14 protein-coding genes are annotated in these 17,239 nt (G+C 55.9%); 11 read left to right on the forward strand and 3 right to left on the reverse strand.

The window, feature by feature from the left end; translation table 11 throughout:
* Nucleotides 1-327 precede the first annotated feature (327 nt).
* Nucleotides 328-2,088 carry a methyl-accepting chemotaxis protein gene (locus JHC09_RS10070; RefSeq protein WP_199531836.1) on the forward strand — a complete coding sequence of 587 codons (1,761 nt, stop codon included), beginning with the start codon at nt 328-330 and terminating at the stop codon, nt 2,086-2,088.
* A 715-nt stretch (nt 2,089-2,803) separates the two neighbouring features.
* Here the strand turns inward: JHC09_RS10070 and JHC09_RS10075 are convergent.
* Nucleotides 2,804-3,772 carry a tripartite tricarboxylate transporter substrate-binding protein gene (locus JHC09_RS10075; protein WP_199531837.1) on the reverse strand — a complete coding sequence of 323 codons (969 nt, stop codon included), beginning with the start codon at nt 3,770-3,772 and terminating at the stop codon, nt 2,804-2,806.
* Between the two features lie 12 nt (nt 3,773-3,784).
* Complete coding sequence (locus JHC09_RS10080) at nt 3,785-4,747, reverse strand: tripartite tricarboxylate transporter substrate-binding protein (protein ID WP_199531838.1); 963 nt, start codon at nt 4,745-4,747, stop codon at nt 3,785-3,787.
* A gap of 293 nt (nt 4,748-5,040) precedes the next feature.
* Between JHC09_RS10080 and JHC09_RS10085 the strand changes: the two genes are divergently transcribed.
* From JHC09_RS10085 to JHC09_RS10130, 10 genes are all read left to right on the forward strand, one after another.
* Nucleotides 5,041-6,006 carry a dihydrodipicolinate synthase family protein gene (locus JHC09_RS10085; RefSeq protein ID WP_199531839.1) on the forward strand — a complete coding sequence of 322 codons (966 nt, stop codon included), beginning with the start codon at nt 5,041-5,043 and terminating at the stop codon, nt 6,004-6,006.
* A 6-nt stretch (nt 6,007-6,012) separates the two neighbouring features.
* A complete protein-coding gene (locus JHC09_RS10090; protein ID WP_199531840.1) occupies nt 6,013-7,485 on the forward strand; it encodes an FAD-dependent oxidoreductase in 1,473 nt (490 codons plus the stop codon).
* A 12-nt stretch (nt 7,486-7,497) separates the two neighbouring features.
* Nucleotides 7,498-8,427, forward strand: a complete 930-nt coding sequence (locus JHC09_RS10095; protein ID WP_248308951.1) for an SMP-30/gluconolactonase/LRE family protein — start codon at nt 7,498-7,500, stop codon at nt 8,425-8,427.
* Complete coding sequence (locus JHC09_RS10100; protein WP_199531841.1) at nt 8,424-8,876, forward strand: tripartite tricarboxylate transporter TctB family protein; 453 nt, start codon at nt 8,424-8,426, stop codon at nt 8,874-8,876. Before JHC09_RS10095 ends, JHC09_RS10100 begins: the two co-directional genes overlap by 4 nt.
* An 11-nt stretch (nt 8,877-8,887) precedes the next feature.
* Entirely contained in the window at nt 8,888-10,390 is a 1,503-nt protein-coding gene (locus tag JHC09_RS10105) for a tripartite tricarboxylate transporter permease (RefSeq protein ID WP_199531842.1), read from the forward strand.
* Between the two features lie 2 nt (nt 10,391-10,392).
* Entirely contained in the window at nt 10,393-11,454 is a 1,062-nt protein-coding gene (locus JHC09_RS10110; protein ID WP_199531843.1) for a LacI family DNA-binding transcriptional regulator, read from the forward strand.
* Between the two features lie 63 nt (nt 11,455-11,517).
* Nucleotides 11,518-13,674 (forward strand): acetate--CoA ligase family protein, encoded by a 2,157-nt coding sequence (locus tag JHC09_RS10115; protein ID WP_199531844.1) that lies wholly within the window; start codon nt 11,518-11,520, stop codon nt 13,672-13,674.
* Nucleotides 13,674-14,813 carry a transporter gene (locus JHC09_RS10120; RefSeq protein WP_199531845.1) on the forward strand — a complete coding sequence of 380 codons (1,140 nt, stop codon included), beginning with the start codon at nt 13,674-13,676 and terminating at the stop codon, nt 14,811-14,813. The genes JHC09_RS10115 and JHC09_RS10120 overlap by 1 nt, the downstream gene beginning before the upstream one ends.
* Nucleotides 14,806-15,225 carry an OB-fold domain-containing protein gene (locus JHC09_RS10125; RefSeq protein ID WP_199531846.1) on the forward strand — a complete coding sequence of 140 codons (420 nt, stop codon included), beginning with the start codon at nt 14,806-14,808 and terminating at the stop codon, nt 15,223-15,225. Before JHC09_RS10120 ends, JHC09_RS10125 begins: the two co-directional genes overlap by 8 nt.
* 357 nt (nt 15,226-15,582) lie before the next feature.
* Nucleotides 15,583-16,731 (forward strand): IS30 family transposase, encoded by a 1,149-nt coding sequence (locus JHC09_RS10130; RefSeq protein ID WP_199531847.1) that lies wholly within the window; start codon nt 15,583-15,585, stop codon nt 16,729-16,731.
* A 314-nt stretch (nt 16,732-17,045) separates the two neighbouring features.
* Here JHC09_RS10130 and JHC09_RS10135 read toward each other — a convergent pair.
* The coding region (locus JHC09_RS10135; RefSeq protein ID WP_199531848.1) for a transposase at nt 17,046-17,239 on the reverse strand (194 nt) is incomplete at its 5' end.

A 17,239-nucleotide genomic window follows, 5' to 3' on the forward strand; every position in this document is an offset into this window, starting at 1 on the left:
GTAGAACTTTTAGCGACCTTACGGGCGGTGGCTGTTACCGCCTTCTGTTCGCCAATGCGCCCGGCCAAACGCCGATAGGAATGCCCCGCAAAAAAACGGGGCATTGCCAGAACACATTTAAGTAACCATGGGGGCTGAGGCTACCGGTGGCTCGCAAATCCAATCGGCTCCGTGTTTCGTAAATCTAAACTGAATGTTGCTGCTCCGCACACGGAGCCTTGCCTTGGGCCTTATTTGGCTATGGTGGGAGGGATTATCCTAGCCAATGGGAAAGTTTGTATGTTGCGTACAGTAGTTGGGCGGCCCGATTATATGGGGGCACGCTAAGTGGCCCTTCAGTTTTTTCAGCGCGCAAAAGCGAAGCGAAATGCTATCAATGCTGATGCGATGGCGGCCCTGAACAAGTCGCAGGCTTTTATCGAGTTCGAGCTGGACGGAACCATCATTACAGCCAACGACAATTTCTTGTCGGTGATGGGGTATAAGGTGGAAGAGGTCGCTGGCCGCCATCACAGCATGTTCCTCGAGAACGATTATGCCAACTCTCCGGAATATAGAAAGTTTTGGGACAAACTGGCCGCGGGTGAGTTTCAGCGCGCGCGCTTCAAACGGCTTGGCAAGGGCGGCAAAGAAGTCTGGATTGAAGCCTCCTACAATCCGCTGATCGACGCTGACGGCAATGCCTACCGGATCATCAAAGTGGCGAGTGATGTCACCGCCCGTCACAAGGAATCTTCGGACGCGCGCGGTCAGATCAGCGCCATATCGCGCTCCCAAGCCGTTATCGAATTCGAGCTTGATGGCACTATTATCTCGGCCAATGAGAACTTCTGCAGAGCGCTGGGTTATCGGCTCGATGAAATTCGCGGCCAACATCACAGCATGTTCGTCAACCCGATCGAAGCGTCCGGAGCGCAATACATAGAGTTCTGGCGCAGTCTCAGCATGGCTGAGTTTTCGTCGAATGAATATAAGCGCATCGGCAAAGATGGCAGAGTGGTGTGGATCCAAGCATCCTACAATCCGATCTTCGATGCCAACGGGCGTCCCTACAAAGTGGTCAAATACGCAACGGACATCACCGAGCGTAAGATGGCCGTCAATGCGCTTAGTCATGCATTGAATTTGCTGGCTCAGGGACATTTGGACTGTCATATCACCGAGGCGTTTCCCGGCGAATTGGCGCAGGTTCGCACGGCGTTCAACGACACCGTGAGCCGGTTTGGCAATCTCGTACAAGAACTGCGGGGCACGACGACGGCGCTGCGGTCGGCGACTGGCGAAATCCTTGCCGGAACAAATGATTTAGCCGAGCGGACGATGCGGCAGGCCACCGCAATTGCCGACACCAGTTCGGCTATCGAGCAGCTTTCACAGGCCGTAACGGAAAATGCGCATCGTGCGGAAGCCGCCCGGGCAAATGCTAAGAATGTGTCTGACGATGCCGTCGACGCTGGCGATGTTATGGGCCAGGCGCATCAGGCCATGGAAGACGTGACGGTTCAGGCCGCGAAAATCTCCAACATCATCGGTATGATTGATGAAATCGCATTTCAGACCAATCTTTTGGCGCTCAATGCCTCTGTAGAGGCGGCGCGCGCTGGCGATGCCGGTAAGGGCTTTGCCGTTGTAGCTGTGGAAGTCCGTCGGCTCGCGCAATCGGCCTCCAGCGCCTCCAGTGACATCAAGGTCCTCATCGAGCGATCAGCAGAGGCCGTCGCGACGGGGAGTAAGCTCGTTTCGGCAGCGGCTGATCGCTTGGTTGCGATGGTTACCCGCGTTCGGGGAAGTGCCGAACTCATGGAAGAGATCGCTCGCGCCAATGGCGAGCAGGCCAGTGCCATCTCCGGCGTCAACTCAGCTGTCCGGAAGATGGATGAGATGACACAGCACAATGCAGCGCTTGTCGAGGAAACCAACGCGGCGATTGAGCAGACTGAAGGCCAGGCGAGCCGTGTCGATAGTCTCGTTGAGTTTTTCGTGGTTGGGACTGAAGCACGGGTTCATTACAAAACCTTCCCAGTGCGAAATTTAAAACCTGTAGCGAGCCGGGGAGCGCTCACTCACCGAGTCCAAACGCCGTCCTGATCTCTTGGCTTATTGGCGATGGCTCGACGCTGCGCCTTTACGCCAACCTTGCGCACTACGCGCAGTCGGATGTGCCCCGGTTGTCGGCAGGGAGTCTATCTCCGCAGCCTTGCCGACGCGGACCGCCTCGGCGCATTGTCGGTACTGTGGGCTATAGAGGTTTAGCGCTGCAGCGTTAATTACAAACTCAATTGTTCGCAACTAAGGGGCCGCCCGGCCATTGGCGGGGTGCATGCCGCGGCGTTCTGACGGGACGGCGGTGCGCAGAATGCCCCAGAGATACTTCTTCGGAGGCCCGGGCCATTGCCTCTTGATGCGTCATCGTCTGACGTAGCGGCCTGGAGCCGATTGTCGGCTCACTGTCCCAACTACGACGCTTTTAGTATCTCTGACGAACGGCAGCTTTTAAGTAGTACTACAAGGCCGCTTGACGTCTCAAATGGGGGCGGTTTCAGACGCTCTAATTTGTCGACTAGGACAGTATCTTGGATGTCAGCTTTTTGGGAGATCGCTATGTGTGCGCGAACGACCGAGAAGAGGGCGTGAAACGGACGTGGTAGTTGGTGTCTAAGGGGCAGCAGTGAATTGTCTTGCCCATGCTTTCGTCTGCCATTGTGATGGCCTAAGCTGACGGCTATCCCGCCGCAAATGGTCAGTTAGTTGGCGATGGCGCGCCGTGGAAGCTCCCGGCGTGCCATCAGGTCATGGGGGTAGCTTAGTCGGCCGTTATGCCAGCTGCAGCAACAACGTCTTTCCACTTGATGGTTTCAGCGTCGATGAAGCCCGCGAGATCAGTCGCGCTACCGCCGCCCACTGAAATCCCCATGTCGCTATACTTTTGCGCGAGGTCTGCCGACTGAAGGGCCGTGTTCGCGGCCGCGTTGAGCTTTTCGACAATGTCCGCAGGCATGTCCTTGGGGCCAACCAGCGCATACCAGGCTGTTGCCTCAAGCCCCTGTACGGTCTCGGCAATCGCAGGAATGTCTGGAGCTGATGGGTCGCGTTGTTTGCCAGATGTGCCGAGTGCCTTCAGGGCGCCGCTGGTGATCTGTGCGAGCTGACCTGGGAGGCCATCAACGCCCAGTTGCATGTGACCGGCAATCAGATCGGTGGTCGCTGGAGCGCCGCCTTGGTATGGGACTGCAACAAGATCGATACCGGCCGTATATTCGAGCAGTTCCATGGCCAGATGGCCGGAAGTGCCGATGCCTGGTGTGGTGTATTGAATTTCACCTGGCTTAGCTTTGGCGAGCTCGATGAGATCAGCGATGCTGTTGGCTTCAAAGTCAGGATTGGCGACGATCACTGCTGTCGCGGTTGCGGCTAGGGCGATTGGCGTGAAATCTGTCGCGCTGTCATAGGACAGGTCTGGCATGGTGAATTCGTTGACGACCTGGGTCCCAACGGTGCCAAACAAGAGCGAATAGCCGTCTGCTGTAGATTGTGCGACGTTGGCCGCGCCAATGGTCCCGCCAGCGCCCCCAATGTTTTCGACGACGATCTGTTGGCCGAGGTCTTTGCTCATCGCGTCCGCGAGGAGGCGTGCCATGATGTCAGTTTGACCGCCTGCAGCAAAAGGAACCACCAAACGGATCGTTTCAGCTGGGAAGTTTTCTTGAGCAAAGGCTGAGCTAGACAGAGCGGCAAGAGCGATGCCGACTAGAATGGTGGATTTGGAAAACATTTGGACTCCTCGTTAGTCTATTGTGACGCCGCTTCGAGTTACGATCGTGGCGGCGCGGGAAATTTCGGTGTTTGTAAATTCTGCAAGTTCGTCCGGCCCGCCTGGTATGGCGATGGAGCCGCCTTGGGCGAGCTGCTCGGCGATCTCGGGATCTTCTAAGGCGGAGAGAAACGCGGATGAAAGGGTGCTCACGGTGTCTGGCGGAATGCCGTCCGGGCCGTAGACAGCGAACCAAGATGACATGACGAAATCATCAAAATTGGATTCGATCATCGTGGGGGTGTTGGGGAGCCAAGCAACGCGCTCGGGGGAAGTACTCGCCAGCAGCTTGAGGGCATTCGAGTCGATATGCCCTTTGAGCGGCAGATAGGGGTAAAACATGAAGTCGACTGTGCCTGCGAGTAGGGCAGTGATCGCCTCGCTGCCATTATAGGGCACGTGGGTAATTGGCGTTTCGGCAAAAAGAGCAAAGAGCTCGCCCGAGAGATGCGCCCCCGTTCCGAGGCCTGTAGAGGCAAAAGCGAGTTCGTCTGCTTTCACTGAGGCAAGTGCTTTTAGCTCAGTCGCGGTATCTGCCTGCACTGAAGGGTGAATCACCAAAACCTGTGGTTGCATGACCAAGCGTGCAATTGGCGAAAAGTCTGCCACTGGGTCGTATGGCAAGTCAGGGTAGAGGCTGACATTGGTAGCATGTGTTTGGTTTGCAGCGAAAACGAGTGTGTAACCATCCGCATCTGCGTGTGCTACGGCCTCCGTCCCTATGACCCCCCCAGCGCCTGGCCGATTTTCAATAATGATCGCTTGGCCGAGTGTTTGAGCGGCTTTTTCGCCGATCAGGCGTGCCAAAACATCGGTGGTGCTGCCTGCGCCGTAAGGGACCACCAGCGTAATTGGTTTCGATGGAAACTGCGCTGTGGCTGGCAATGCGGTCAATAGAACAGCCAGCGCTCCTCCGAGCATAGCGGGTCTTGGCATCGAACTAATCCTCCTTCAGATCGTGACCTAGATAACGATGCCTAGATGATGACGCGATTTGGTGGCTGTCAAGAGGGGGAGGGGGTGTGGAATGGCAGTCTGTGAGAAAAGGCTGCTGTTTTCCATACATGTTTGCACCGATGTTTTTTAAAAAACCTTAATTCTTATAGATGGTTGGGGAGGTTGGCGTGTTTCGGTTGGTGAGATTTTGCTTTTTGTGCGCTTGACAGAGAGAGCTTCAAGGCGGAAAGATATCGTTATCTTAATTGCGTTTTCTGGTTTGGGAGTTCTTCATGTCTTTGTCGGCGGGCTTTGGTGGTAAGGCGTTGAATATGCAAGGCCTCTATCCGGCTACTGTAACGCCATTCCTGCCAAACGGGCAGATTGACGTTGAGGCATTGCGTGCGCATTTGGCTCGTACATATGCTGCAAAGGGTGTGAAAGGTGTCGTTGTGAATAGTGGCATTGGTGAGCTCTTGCAGCTGCAGCCAGAGGAAATGCTGCTCTCAATTGAAGTTGCGATGAGCGTTCGTGCGGAAGGCCAGCTTGTTATAGCTGGTGTCGAGGGGCACAATCCTGACAAGCTAATTGCGGCGGCAAAGCAAGCCCGTGACGCTGGTGCTGATGCGCTATTGGTGTTGCCGCCGTTCGATCGCCGCGCCTACCGTCGCCTGAATAAAGATGTTGCTTCGGTGCGTGCTGTTTTTGAGCGCTTGGACAAGGAAGTGGCCTTGCCAATGGTTGTGTTCCAGTATCCTGAGTCCTCTGGTAGCGCCTACAGCTTGGAGGCTCTGCTGGCGATCTCCGATTTGCCAAATGTTGTAGCGATCAAGACTGCGACCGAAGGGGACGTTCAGACCTATGTCGAGATGTGGGATCTGTTGAAAGATAAGATGGCCGTCCTGGTCGGCGTCGACTCTCCTCCCTTGATTGAGATGCTCCGCTATGGCTCGCACGGCGCGTTGATTGGTATTAGCGCCATATCTACTGAAAGCTGGGGCCAATTGTTGGAGTTAGTTGAGGCTGGCGATACTGCCCAAGCAGATGCTCTTTATGGAAAAGTTTGCTTGCCGTTGATGGACGCGGTGTTCCAGAACCAGAAGCCAACAACTTTAATGAACGAAGCTGCGGCAACCAAGGAAGCGCTATTCCAGATGGGCGAAATACCCCGTGCCAATGCTCGTTTTCCTGCAGTGCATCCGAGCGAAGAACAGCGGGGCAAGATCCGTGTAGCGCTCACAGACGCCGGTCTTATCTGAGCTGACATGACCCACGATCACACTTCGACCAAAAACTCTGTGGCCGCCGCGTACGACGTTGTCGTTGTCGGTGCTGGTGGTGCAGGCTTGGCAGCGGCGATTTCTGCTGCTGAGCTAGGCGCTTCAGTTGCTTTGCTTGAGCGTCTTCCCGGCGCTCTGGGTACGACCTCTAAGTCCGTCGGCTCTTTTGCTGCCGCAAATACGCGCGTACAGCAGAAAGCCGGTGTGGTTGATCAGGCTGCTGAATTTGCTGAGGATATGGCTCTAGCGCATCCAAAGGCCGTCAATGCCCCTGAGCTACGGGCCATGTACGCCGAGCGTTCTGGCGAAGTGGTTGATTGGCTAGAAGATATGGGTGTCGCATTTGTGGGGCCATATCCGGAGCCACCTAATCGGGTACCACGCATGCACAATGCTGTGCCAAACGGTAAAGCGTATGTGCAAACCATGGTGGCGAGAGCCAAGCAGCTTCCTATCGACATTCTATTTGGCGCGAGTGTCTCCAGGCTGACCTGCAACGACAACAAAGTGTCTGGCGTGAGCTATGTGCACAACGGGCAGACCCGCATGCTGCGGGCGCGTGCAGTTGTCATGGCGGCCGGGGATTACAGTGGTAGCCCAGAGATGCGCGAACGGTATTTGCCTGCGGCTGGCGCTGCCGCAGTGCCAATTAATCCAAATAGCTTGGGTCTAGGTCATCTGGCGCTAGAAGAAATTGGCGCTGATTTTAAGCAAATGGATATGGCCTTTGGCCCGCAGTTGCGCTTCTCAGCACCCCAGAAGGATAGCTGGATTAACCAGCTTCCATCGTGGCGTTGGTTCCGCAAGCTCGCCTCTAAAATTGTTAGTTTGGCCCCGCGCTGGGCAATTGCACCGATTGTCCGCGAGCTCTTAGTCTCGAACATGTCGCCCGTGCCGGCCATGTTTGAACAAGGGGCTCACCTCATCGACCTTCAAGGCAATGATCTGGGCCACGAGGCAAATGCTGTTGAGCAGCTTGCCTTGAGCCCACAAGCGACGGGCTATGTTCTGGGTAGCGCGGAATTGGCGCGAAAGTTCAACGCATTCCCCAATTATGTCTCGACTGCGCCAGGTATCGCTTTTGCCTATTTCAAGGATTATGAGGCCGGACGACCGGATTTGGTCCACCGTGCAGACAACCTTGAACTCCTCTCAAAAAAGCTTGGGCTCCCGCCAGAACTAATGTCTGAGCGATACCCTGAGCTGAAAGGGAAGGCGGTTTTCGCGCTTGGCCCCGTTCAGGCCATGCTCACCGTCACCGAAGGTGGGGCTGCGATTGATCCTGCGTGCCGTGTCCTGCGACATGACAAGACAGCTTTTTCTGGCCTCTACGCTGCCGGTGGAAATGGGCAGGGAGGGCTAGTTCTCAAAGGGCATGGTTTGCATATCGGTTGGGCGATCACCTCTGGGCGAGTGGCCGGCCAAAATGCTGCCGCATACGCCAAGACTGCGACTTAAGAGGCCAGGCTGATGTATTCTGCACCGCCAGTCATCGAGACTGAAGTTCATGCACGCTTGCCGGATAATCTCCGGCTCTTGGGAGAGCGCTCCAATTGGATCGACTCCCGGGATGGCAAGCCCATGCATTCGTTTCTTGAGGGGCCTTCATTTGACCGCGATGGTAATTTTTACTGCGTGGACATCCCGTTTGGCCGCATCTTCAAGGTAACCCCAAACGGTGATTGGTCGGTGTTCGCTCGGTACGATGGCGAACCTAACGGCCTTAAAATCCATCAGGATGGCCGTATCTTCGTTGCAGACAACAAGCTTGGGCTTTTGCAGTTTGATCCAGTCACTGCTGACTACCTAGTCGTTCATGACCGCCCTATGTTCGAGCGTTTCCGAGGGCTGAACGACCTCGTTTTCGCAGCCAATGGCGATATCTACTTTACCGACATTGGGCACAGCGATCTGCTGCGTCCCGATGGGCGCGTATTCCGCCTGCGCTACGATGGGCAACTGGACTTGGTTGTTGAAGGTATCGCTGGCCCTAATGGTCTCGTTCTGAATAAGGATGAAACCATTCTCTATGTTGCGGCAACGCGCTGGAACCAAGTGATCAGCATTCCTCTCCGTAGTAATTATGCAGGAGTGGGCAAAGTAGGCGTTTTCGTTCAGCTTCTTGGGGGGCCGGTGGGCCCCGATGGTATGGCGATGGACGAAGACGGCAATCTGGCAGTTGTTGCCGCTGGGTCGGGTACCGTTTGGGTGTTCAACCCTATGGGAGAACCCATTTATCGCATTCGCTCCTGTGCTGGTCGGCGAACAACCAACCTAGCTTATGGCGGTGTAGGCAATAAGACCCTCTACATTACCGAGGCTGAGCAAGGCGTCATACTCAAGGCCGAAATGCCAACAGCTGGTCGGCTGATGTATTCACACCGTACGGTGACGCAATGACGATTAAAAAGGATGTGTTGGCCGGCCTGGTGTTCATGGCGATAGCCGTGACCTTCATTGCTCTTTCCGCATCTTCGCTCAAGTTTGGATCGGCGACGCGGATGGGCCCCGGCATGTTCCCCACTTTGGTGGCAGGGTGTCTAGGTGTTCTGGGGCTGGTGATTTTTGTCCTCGGCGTAGTTCGTGATGGCGCTAACCTAGGCAAGCTTCCGTGGCGTGGTTTGATCGCGATTATGGCGACGCCAATAGTCTTTGGTCTGACCGTTCGCGGCCTAGGCCTGATTGGCAGCCTGTTGCTCACGATCGTGGTTGCTGGTCTGGCCAGCCCTCAGTTGGGGCTAAAGAAAATTGCGACGATTGCCGTTGTGCTAACGGCGTTTTGCGTTGGGGTATTCCACTACGGGCTTGGTGTCAGCATTCCGCTGGTTGGTGCGTGGCTGCGGTTTTAGGAGGAGGCACTGTGGAATTAATTTCAAATCTATCGCTCGGCATGTCCGTAGCGCTTGATCCCAATAATCTGATTTATTGCTTTATCGGCGCTCTACTTGGAACCCTTGTTGGGATCTTGCCTGGTGTTGGCCCGACCGCAACCATCGCTATGTTGCTCCCGCTGACCTTCGCGCTGGGACCTGAGACGGCGATAATCATGCTTGCGGGTATCTATTACGGCGCCCAGTATGGTGGGTCGACAACGGCTATTCTACTGAACCTGCCCGGTGAAAGCTCGTCGGCTGTAACGGCAATTGACGGCTATCAAATGGCCAAGAAGGGCCGCGCCGGTGTGGCGCTGTCGCTCGCCGCCATTGGCTCATTCTTTGCCGGTACAGTTACCACCTTTGTCATTGCGGCATTTGCCGCGCCCCTCACAATGCTGGCGCTCCAATTTGGACCGCACGAATATTTCTCGCTGATTTTATTCGGCCTGATCGCGTCGATCGCTCTGGCGCATGGTTCATTCGTCAAAGCCTTGGCCATGATCTTTCTTGGGCTGCTGCTCGGGACTGTTGGCACGGATCTCTACACCGGGGCGCAGCGGTTTACGTTCCGCATTCCAGAAATGTCAGACGGAATTGATTTCGTCGCTGCCGCGGTTGGACTGTTTGGCGTAGCTGAGATCGTCCGCAATCTCGAAGGTGATGTCGACCGCAAGGGGACAGTGAACCGCATTACGACTTTGCTCCCGACACGCGATGACATCAAAAAGGCCGTCATGCCTATCCTTCGCGGTACTGGCCTGGGTGCGGTTCTTGGGATTCTGCCAGGCGGTGGAGCACTGCTGGCGTCCTTCGCCTCCTATGCGGTGGAAAAGAAGCTTTCGAAGAACCCAGAAGAGTTCGGTCACGGTGCGGTGGCCGGTGTGAGCGGTCCGGAAAGTGCCAATAATGCTGGGGCACAGTCTTCTTTCATACCCATGCTGACGTTGGGCATTCCGTCCAATGCCGTCATGGCGCTCATCGTTGGCGCCATGATTATTCAGGGCATTGTTCCAGGGCCAACGGTGATGACTAATCAGCCAAGTCTGTTTTGGGGCATTATTGCGTCGATGTGGATCGGCAATTTGATGCTGCTGGTGTTGAACCTGCCTTTGGTTGGCCTTTGGGTGCAGCTTCTGAAAGTGCCGTATTCAGTGCTGTTCCCCGCCATCATCGTTTTTTCTGCGATCGGCGTGTATTCGGTATCCTCCAATAGCTTTGCGGTCTACACCATCACAGCATTCGGGCTTCTGGGTTATATCCTTGCGAAACTAGAGTGTGAGCCGGCGCCACTGTTGCTCGGTTTCGTTCTAGGGCCAATGCTCGAAGAGCATCTCCGACGAGCAATGATCGTCGGCCGGGGTGACGCTGCTATTTTCTTGCAGCGTCCGATCAGTGCTGTGTTGATTGGTCTGTCGGTTGCTCTACTCTTTGCTATGGTGCTGCCGTTTATTCGGAAAAAGCGCGAAGACGTGTTTATTGAGGATTGATAGTGAGCGCTAAAAAGCAATCAGGAAACGCCCCGACCCTAGCTGATGTTGCTCGTGCAGCCGGCGTGTCGGTCAGCACAGCTGCCCGCGTGTTGCGCGGCGATAGCTATCCGGTTGATCCTGCACTGGCTGAGGCCGTTAAGGCCTCGGCGAGTGAGCTGCGCTATGTCCGAAATATTCATGCGCGCAATTTGCGGGGAGGGGCCAGCACAATGATGGGCCTCATCGTCGGCGATATGCTCGATCCTTATTACGGAGAGATTGCTGAAGCGGTGACACTCCAGGCCGAAACAAGGCATGGCCTGTCGGCGATCGTCTGCAATATGCAGCGTGATGCCCAGCTCGAACTCAAATACTGCGCTCAGCTGTGGGAGCATAGGGTCGGCGGCATCATCCTTGCTGGCGGCGGTTTCGATCAATGGTCGCACTTTGACAAACTGGCCGATCTTGTCCGGCGGATGCAGGACGCTGGCGTGGTTGTAGCCTCGCTGACACCACGTGGCCTCGACGTGCCGACATTCAGTGTCGATCACGAAAGCCTCGGCCAAGTTATGGCGAAAACGCTTACCGATCGTGGGCATCGGCGCGTCGGTATTTTGCTGGGTTCGTCGCATAGTGAAGCCACCCAACAGCGCTTGCGTGGTGCCATGCAACATCTAGCGAAATCTGGCGCTGGGTTCATCATCGAACATGCCGAATATAATGCCCAGGCTGGGGCTAATTCGATCGATCGTTTGCTGCGTGCGCACCCTGATTTAACAGGGGTTTTAGTTGGCTCGAGTGCTATGGCCATGGGCGTTTTGGCGCGTTTGGTGGAGCTAGGCATATCGGTGCCGAATGACTTCTCAGTCGTCTGCGCGGGCAAGACGATGATGACAAGTTGGAGCAGCCCCAAGCTGACAACGGTGGATCTATCACTTGCCGCGACCGGCCGTGCTGCTACCGATTTTATCGCTAGCCGCATTCAGGGTGGAGAGCCTTTGCTGCCGGCGGAACCATTGCCTCTGACCCTATTTGAGGGCGAGTCTGTCACTCAACCACGTGAAGGTCTATTGAAGCTCTAGATTTGATAGAGCTTTTCTAACCTATTGTTATTTAAAAAAGATATCGTTGTCTTGGAGCTGTAGATGTCTGAACTCTCGCCCATCGGCCTTAGCGCAAAAACAAGCGGTCTGTATCCCCCTCGCAGCATTGCCATTGTTGGGGCCTCTCGGCTCGTTGGCGGGAGCTATTACGGTGCACGTCTGTTCAACAACGTCATCAATGCAGGCCCAGAAGCGACAGTTTATCCCGTCAATCCGAGGTTGGCGGGCGAAGATATTGATGGCCACAAGGTCTATGCCGGTCTGGCCGATCTGCCAGAAGTGCCAGAAATGGTGGTGATGACCACGCCGATCTCGACCATTTTGCCACTGTTGGAAGAAGCTGCTGCGCTCGGGACGCGCATTGGCGTTGTCATCAGCGCTCATAAGGGTTCGGCGGAAGAACAGAGGGCTTTTGATCAATCCGTAGGTGAACTGTCGGCCCGAACAGGCATGCAGATCATTGGTCCTAACTCGATGGGTATTATGAATGCTCATGCGGGGATAAATGCCAGCTTCACCTCAGCAACGCATGGTGTCGGGCTTAACAAAGGTCCAGTGGCGGCGGTTGCGCAGTCCGGCGCAGCGATCGCTTATCTGTTGCAGGTCTTCCGTGGCACTGCCATGGGCTATTCGTGGTTGATCAGCACCGGCAACGAAGCTGCTGCATCGCTCGAAACCCTGCTTGACGATGTGATCGCTGACGAGAAGACAGAAGTCGTCATGTTGTTTGTCGAAGGCGTGACCAATGGAAAGCAGTTCCGCCGCGCAGCGTTGAAAGCGCAGCTCGCAGGCAAAGCATTGCTTATGCTCAATTCTGGAACGTCTGAAGCCGGACGTGAGGCGGTGCAATCGCACACAGGTCGTATTGCCGGCACCCCAGAGATGCTACAGGCTTTGGCGCGTGAAGCCCATATTGTAGCCTCAAAGTCCTACGCCGATTTCTTTGATGCCGCTAAGGCACTAACGTTCCAGAGCTTAAAGCGTAAGGCCATGGCTCACGGCCGCCGGGCCGTTATTGTGACCACCTCTGGTGGCGCAGGTACTGTCACCAGCGACCAGTTGAGTGCCCTGGGCTGGACCTTGCCAGCGCTTCCGCCAGCGATTGAGGCGCGTTTGGCCGAAATTGCCAAGCAGGCCCATGTCAGCAACCCCGTCGATATCACGGGCGCGTTTGCCGATAAAACCATGTTGCCGCGCATTCTCGATGTGCTCAATGACTTTGATGATGTGGACGCGATCTTCGTCGTCACCGGCGCTGGTGGCACCTTGGCAGAAGGTGTCGCCGAAGAGATAAAGGGCGCTGCTGACGCTTTGCGTCCTGAAGTCTATGTTGCCTGGGTTGGTTTGACGCCAGCAGTTGAGGCGGTGTTCGACGGTTCTGCAGCCACGGCATTCCCCGATCCTCTGCGTGCAGTTGCAGCAGCAGAAGCCAGCGCAGTTTTCCGTGTTGGTCAGTCTCAAAAGACTGTCGCTGTCGAGAGCTTGGCTCTGCTGGAAAATAAAACCGCACCAAAACTTGGTCGCGTTGGTACGTGGACTGCGGCGGAGACCATTGCTGATTTGAGCGCATTAGGTGCAGCGGCAGCTCCATCCGTGCGTGTTGATGGGTCGAACCAACAGCAGGTTTTGGCCGTTGCTCACGACATTGGCTATCCGGTCGTTGTGAAGATCGATGCGGAAGATCTCAGCCACAAGTCAGACGCCGACGGTGTCCGTCTTAACATTAAGAGTGACGAACAGATCAGTGCGGTTCTGACCGATTTCGCCGGCATTCGTACAACGATGAACATTGAAGATCCGGGGGTCCTGATCCAGGCGATGCTCAAGGGTACTGAAGTGCTCGTCGGAATTAAGCACGACGACGCCTTCGGGCACTTACTCGTCCTTGGCCTCGGGGGCATTCATGCCGAGTTGCACGCCGATAGTGCAGTCTCGCTGCTACTGCCTGCTTCACGCGCTGATATTGCTAATCTCGTGGCACGCCAGCCCAAGCTTGTCGCCCTTTTGAGCGGATATCGCGGCGCTCCAGCGGGTAATACCGAGGCGCTCATCGATACTATTGCGGTCATCGCTAATTGGGCGGATCGCTTGGGGGCAAGCCTCAAAGAAGCAGATTTCAATCCGGTCATTGTCAATGAGAAGGGTGCCTATCTGGTTGACGGTCGCGCCTTTGTCACAGCTCAAGAGGAGATGAACTAATGTCCTTTGCGCTTGTTTCAGGTGTTGGAAACACCAAATATTCCCGCAAGCATGAGCGGCCCGCTGAGATGCTCGCCATCGAGGCGATCACCAAGGCCGCAGCCGACGCTGGCATTGCACCAAGTGAGATCGACGGTTTCATCGCCTATCCGGGACATCTTGCTGATGACTTCTTTGTCATAAACTTCGAACCCCAACGAATGGGGTTTAGAGCGACGATTGATCTCGGTGGTGCGAGTGCCGTCTCGGGGTTGCGCACTGCAGCCATGGCAGTCGAAAGTGGCGCAGCAAAACACGTGCTGTTGCTGCGCGCTATTAAGGGAAGTTCGGGCCTGCGGAAGGCAGATCGACCATCGTTTCTGCCCGGCCGCCGCTATCGTCAACACTTGGAATTCACACAAGGTTGGAACACCCCAGCGCAGCGCTATGCCTTGCTGTGCCGACGCTACCAGGAAGAGTACGGGCTGAAGCGTGAGACACTCGGCGAGATTGCTTTGGCAATGCGCTTCCACGCCAATATGAACCCCGACGCCCAGATGCATGAGCGCACGATGACCATGGAGGACTATCTCGACTCCCGGCCGATAGCTGAGCCTTATCATTTGTTCGATTGCTCGCAAGAAACGGATGGTGCTTGCGCGGTGATCGTGTCGCGTTCCGATACGCAAAACGGTCGTGGCGTTCGAATTCTTGCTGTTGCTGAAGGCATTGGCGCATCCGCGATGGACATCACCAATCGCGACCCATTCCTGAGCACCGGCCTGTCCGTTGCTGCAGGGGAAGTCTGGCAAGCCACCGGACTAGGACCCAGGGATATGGATGCCGCCATGATCTACGACTGCTTCACGTTCGAGGTGCTCCACCAGCTTGAAGAGGCAGGTTTTGCGGAACATGGAGAGGGAGCGGCTCTTGTTGCAGATGGCAATATTCGGCTCGGCGGAAAGCTACCGGTTAACACTCATGGGGGGCTACTCTCAGAGGCCCACATGGCAGGGTTGAACCATGTCGTGGAAGCCGTGCGCCAATTGCGTGGAGAGTGTGGAGCTCGCCAAGTATCTGGCGCCAAGCATATCGCTGTGAGTGGCTGGGGTAATTTGGGCGATAGTTCTTTCGCTGTATTGGAGAGCGCCAATGTCTGACTTGCTCAACCACATTGTGGTCCCTGATCTGAACGATCCACTGTTTGTGCCATTCTGGGCGGGGATGAAGGCACGTGAACTGCGCCTGCAGTATTGCCCGGCGTCTGCCAAGACTTATTGGCCGCCACGTCACCGCTGCGCCATTTCTGGTTCAACAGAGTTCGAGTGGCGTCCGATCTCGACGTCTGGCACGATTTTCTCTTTTGTTACGGTAGGTAAGTCGATGATCAAGGGGTTTGAAGCCCCTTATGAAATATGCCTGATCGACTTAGCAGATGCCCCCGGCGTTCGTGTTGTCGGTGTGCTCGACACAGCACACGAGGCATCGATTGGCGCGAAGGTCACAGGCTATTTCGTTGAAGCAGGCGAGAACCAAGAGATAACGCTGCTTCGTTGGCGGGTTGCCGCTTAGAGGCTCGAGCCTTTTGCACAAAGCCTTGCATCTGCCGGTCCGAGGATCGGCAGATGCCAGAGCCGCTCGCGGTGTCAGCTGCCTGCGCTTCACCAGCATTGTTTTCAATAGCGCCGTCAAGTGTGTTGGCCTGCCGTGACTTCAAGGATAGTTTACGGTCATAATTTGCGACGGGCTTTGACAGGCCTTGGGCAGTGCCAAAACGCTAGCGACGCTGGCGATCCAACGTTAAATGCTCTGCCGCTATTGTGTCCGCTTTTGGTAGATCGCGCTAAGCGCGCGAATGGCCGGAATGGGGGGGTGGGTTCAACTGATCGTGGCAACACCTGTAGTCTGAGAGGATGATGGGGGTGTCGCATGGTGACGTCACGGGTTTGGTTTACCGCTGAACAGAAGATAGAGCTCTGGGAGCGATGGAGGCAGGGTCAGAGTATTTCTTCGATTTCGCGAGCATTGGATCGTAGGACCAAAGGCGGTGTTCAGCGGATTGTCGTTGTCCATGGTGGCATTGCTCCGTCACCACGACGTAGAGCTGCTTGCACGCTCGAGCTGGGGGAACGCGAAGAGATATCCCGCGGGATTGCGGCAGGTCTTGCCATCCGTGCGATTGCACGAAGTCTAGGGCGGTCGCCATCAACGATAAGTCGTGAGATCGCTCGAAATGGTGGAGCACGCACCTATCGTGCCACTCATGCTGACAAGCAAGCTTGGGAACGAGCACTACGACCGAAGCTATGTCGCCTGGCCCGCTTTGAAGAGCTACGATGGCTGGTGGCGCAGAAGTTGGCGCTTCAATGGTCGCCGGAGCAGGTAGCGGGATGGCTGAGGCGAGAATACCCGGGCGATCCAAGTATGCGAATATCTCATGAAGCGATCTATCGCAGTCTGTTCATTCAGTCCCGTGGGGTGTTCAAGAAGGAACTGACAGCACATCTGCGCACCAGACGGCAAATGCGTCTCCCCAAAGGAGCTCAGAGCCGAATGGGGCAAGGCCAGATCATTGATATGATCTCCATTCGCGAGCGACCTGCCGAGGCCGAGGATCGCGCCATCCCCGGTCATTGGGAGGGCGATCTGCTCGCCGGTGCAAAAGACACCAACATCGTCACCCTCGTCGAGCGACACAGCCGATTTACGATGCTTGTGAAGTTGGCGAAAAGGGACTCGGCGACCGTCGTGGGAGCTCTCGCCGACAGGATCAGTACATTGCCCGAAGAGTTGCGGCGCTCGTTAACATGGGATCAGGGCAAGGAGATGGCTCGCCACAAGAGCTTCACCATCGCCACCGACCTGAAGGTCTATTTCTGCGATCCGCGTAGTCCCTGGCAGCTCGGCAGCAACGAAAACACGAACGGACTGCTCAGGCAGTACTTCTCCAGAGCAACAAACTTCACCCAAGTCACGCAAGACCAACTCGACGCGGTCGCTCTGCGGCTCAACCAGAGACCGCGTAAAACACTAGACTTCGAGACGCCAGCCGATAGGCTGCAGAGGGTGTTGCAGTGACCCGTTGAACACACCGGGCGGTTGACGTCGTTAGGGCAGGGAACACCCATCATCGATGCCGCGATGCCGCGATGCCGCGATGCCGCGATGCCGCGATGCCGCGATGCCGCGATGCCGCGATGCCGCGATGCCGCGATGCCGCGACATCTGAGTTCGATATTGAGAGTAATTGGTCTGTTTTTGGGATCTGTCGGCAGCTTAACTAACGTCCAATATGGGCGCATTCCAGATGGGCAGCTCTCGGGGCGAGGCTGTGTGAAAACTCGTTGAAGTTGGTCTCGCACGTCGTTTGTGACAGCGCGTTTTGGCTCTCTTCATCCCTTTAGTGCTTTGAGGATGGCAGTCACACCGGCGACAGCGATGGCGCGCTTGAGATTGTAGGCCAGGATGGTCAAGCTGGCCTCAGTTGCGACGTTCTTTAGGCCCCGCGTTCGGAAGTGGGTGGCACCCATCCAGCCTTTTATAGTGCCGAAGACGTGCTCGACTGTGCAACGCCGAACCGCCATTG

Origin of the sequence: Devosia sp. MC532 (genome assembly GCF_016461625.1) — a bacterium.
Classification (GTDB): Bacteria; Pseudomonadota; Alphaproteobacteria; order Rhizobiales; family Devosiaceae; genus Devosia.